The sequence below is a fragment of the Parolsenella sp. genome (genome assembly GCF_982402205.1).
The window spans coordinates 1-3109 of record NZ_CEVYAT010000168.1; the positions used below are offsets into that span (position 1 = coordinate 1).

The window sequence follows — 3109 nt, forward strand, 5'->3', positions numbered from 1 at the left end:
GGGCCGGTGGCTCTTTGCGCGGCGCGGCTCTTTGCCGGTGCTGTGGTGGAGGTCGTTGGTTGGCTTGCCTCGCTTCCGCTTGCGAGCGTCGCGGCAACGGCCCCTGGCTGGGCCGCGCTCGTGCCTCTCGTTGTGGGGTCCGTGCTGCTCTCCACCTGGCCCAGGCCTTCGCCGCGTGCGCTACGCATGGGGTGCGCGGCGCTGTTCGTGCCCCTTGTCGCGCTCGCCCTGCGCCTCTATGTGCTCGTGCCCCCAAGCGTCACAGTGCTCGACGTTGGCCAGGGCGATGCCATCCTCATCCGAGATGGCCCCCACGTGATGCTCGTCGACACGGGTCCCGCCGGCACCATCACGCCCGCGCTGGCGCGCCATCACGTGGCGTGGCTCGACGCCGTGGTCGTCACCCACCTGCATGATGACCACACCGGTGGCATCGATGAGCTCGCGGGGCTAGTGAGCTGCGGCGATGTGCTCGTTGGCAGGGGAGTCGGGGCCAATCTGGGCTCCCTCGAGGATGACGTCGGGCGCCTTGCGCGCAATGGCGTCGAGGAGCTCGGTGTGGGAGACTCCCTGCGCGTTGGCGGCTTCAAGATAATGTGCCTGTGGCCTGATGAGCCCACCGACGGCTCCGAGAACGAGGACTCCGTCTGCCTCCTGGTGGAGTACGAGGGCCTTCGGGGCGAGATGTCCGTGCTTCTCACGGGAGACGCCGAGTCCGACGTCCTGCAGGCGGTGGTCCCTCGGGCCGGCGACGTCGATGCCCTCAAGGTGGGCCATCACGGCTCGCGCGTGTCCATCACCACGGAGGAGGCCGCCGAGCTTGCGCCCGAGATCGCCGTGGCGAGTGCGGGGGAGGGCAACTCCTATGGGCATCCCACGCCAGAGTGCCGGGAGGTGCTGGAGGGTGCGGGCTCGACGTTTCTGTGCACCATCGAGCGCGGGGACGTTACGCTCGAGCCGGATCCGATGGGCGTGCGCGTGACTTCTCAGCGCTAGGGTTTGCGGACGGTGCGCATGTATTCGGGTATCGCCTTGGTTGGCTCGTCTTCCCTGCGCCCGAGGCTGCGAATCGCCTCGAAGCCGCGGGCCCGTGGGGCGTACGGGCACGCGGGGCGATACAATCGAATGCAATGCAACTCCAAGGGAGGTCCCATGGCAGAGCTCTTGCCCGCATATCTGGTCGTTGGTACCGACGAGCTCAAGCGCTCGTCGGTCGTGAAGCGCCTGCGTGCCAAGGTCCCCGCAGACCTCGCGGACTTCAACCTCGACCAGATTGACGGACATGCAGTCGAGGATCCTGACCAGATCGTCTCATCGGCCCAGATGCTGCCGTTCTGTGCCGACTTCCGCCTCGTGATCGTCGAGGCGGCCGACGCCCTGCCCAAGCCCGTCTCCGAGGCACTCGTCTCCTACCTTGCAGACCCCAACCCCCAGTGCGTCCTGTGCCTCGTGGCCGAGAAGCTCGCCAAGAACACGCGCCTCTACAAGGCGGTCGCCAAGGTGGGGGCCAAGGCCATCATCGACTGCGCGCCGCTCAAGCGCTGGAACCTGCCGCCCTACGTGGTGAAGCTTGCCGCGGGCCACGGGCTCACCATGGACGTCGACGCGGCCGACGAGCTCGTGAACCGCGTGGGCGAGTCGACCGTGGCGCTCGACAACCAGCTCAAGAGCCTGGCCGAGCAGCTCGGCGCGCGACGCATCACCCGCGCCGACGTCGAGGCAAACGTGGCCCAGGTCGCCGAGGTGAGCCCCTGGGCATTTGCCGACGCCGTCTGCGAGCGCGACGCGGCCCGTGCGCTCGTCATGCTTGGCGCGATGCGCAGCCCCGCGTACGTCTTTCTCCACTCGGTGCTCCTGGGCAGGCTCCGCGAGCTCATCTGCGCCCAGTCGCTCGATGCTCGTGGCGCCTCCTCCCAGGTTGCCCGCGAGCTGGGGCGCCAGCAGTGGCAGGTCAAGAACCACGCCCGCTGGGCCCGCCGCTTTGGCAGGGGCGAGCTCGTGGTCCTGCTGCGCGAGGCGGCCGTGTGCGAGCGCGCCCTCAAGGGCAGCCCCGACTCCGAGACCGCCTTCGTCCGCTTCGTCCTCGCCATCTGCACCCCTCGCGCGCATTAGGCATGCACACGAGCTTGTGTGTCTGTGGTCCTCGCGCCGTGTGTCACAGGTGCAGTCTGGTCACAAAAGAACCCCCGCTGGCCAGCACGCCAGCGGGGGTTCAAAGATTCGCTGTATGCGAGAAGCTACTTGATGGTGTTCACGAGCTTCTGGACGCCAGACTTGCGCTGGGCAGCCTGGTTCTTGTGAATGATGCCCTTGGAGGCAGCCTTGTCGAGCAGACGGCCGGCCTTGTTGGCCTCGGTCTGAGCGAGCTCGGCATCCTTGGCCTCGACGGCGGCGCGGACGCGCTTGACGGCGGTCTTCAGCTCGGAACGGACGGCCTTGTTGCGCATGCGAGCCTTCTCAGCGGTGAGGATGCGCTTCTTCTGCGACTTGATGTTAGCCACGTACAGATCCTTTCAATTACTTCTCTTTGAGGCCTCTGTTGGGCTGGGGAGTGGGGTTCCCGTTGCCCGACACGGCAGTCAACTTCGCGAGTATAGCAGATGGTCATGGCGTCTGCACCACAAATGCAAAGAACTCGCAGGTGCATCGAAGAAATACGCTAGAATCGACCACATGAATACTCACGATACCTCACACATCAGGAACTTCTCCATCGTCGCTCACATCGACCATGGCAAGTCCACCATCTCCGACCGCATCCTCGAGCTCACCCGAACGGTCGACGAGCGCGACATGGAGTCGCAGCTCCTCGACACGATGGACATCGAGCGCGAGCGTGGCATCACGATCAAGAGCAATGCCGTGCGCGTGATGTACGACGCCGATGATGGCCAGACCTACCAGTTCAACCTCATCGACACGCCGGGCCACGTCGACTTCACCTACGAGGTCTCGCGCTCTCTTGCCGCGTGCGAGGGTGCCGTGCTCGTCGTTGACTCCACCCAGGGCGTCGAGGCGCAGACGGTTTCAAACGCGAGCTTTGCGATGAACGCCAACCTCGACATCGTGCCGGCCATCAACAAGATCTACCTGCCGAGCGCCCATCCCG

Annotated in this window: 4 protein-coding genes; 3 read left to right on the top strand and 1 reads right to left on the bottom strand. The window is 65.8% G+C overall.

Features of this window, described 5'->3' with window-relative positions; translation table 11 throughout:
- Both AC1VTH_RS07560 and holA read left to right on the top strand, forming a co-directional pair.
- A partial coding sequence (locus AC1VTH_RS07560; protein ID WP_481335529.1) for a ComEC/Rec2 family competence protein occupies nt 1–996 on the top strand: 996 nt, incomplete at its 5' end.
- A 156-nt stretch (nt 997–1152) separates the two neighbouring features.
- Nucleotides 1153–2112, top strand: coding sequence for a DNA polymerase III subunit delta (gene holA, locus AC1VTH_RS07565; RefSeq protein WP_481335530.1), 960 nt, complete (start codon nt 1153–1155; stop codon nt 2110–2112).
- Nucleotides 2113–2237: 125 nt separating this feature from the next.
- Here holA and rpsT read toward each other — a convergent pair whose 3' ends face one another.
- Nucleotides 2238–2501: a 30S ribosomal protein S20 gene (gene rpsT / locus AC1VTH_RS07570; protein WP_293672880.1), complete on the bottom strand. Its 264-nt coding sequence runs from the start codon at nt 2499–2501 to the stop codon at nt 2238–2240.
- Nucleotides 2502–2673: 172 nt separating this feature from the next.
- Here rpsT and AC1VTH_RS07575 point away from each other — a divergent pair.
- On the top strand, nt 2674–3109 hold a 436-nt coding region (locus AC1VTH_RS07575), incomplete at its 3' end, for a GTP-binding protein (RefSeq protein WP_481335531.1).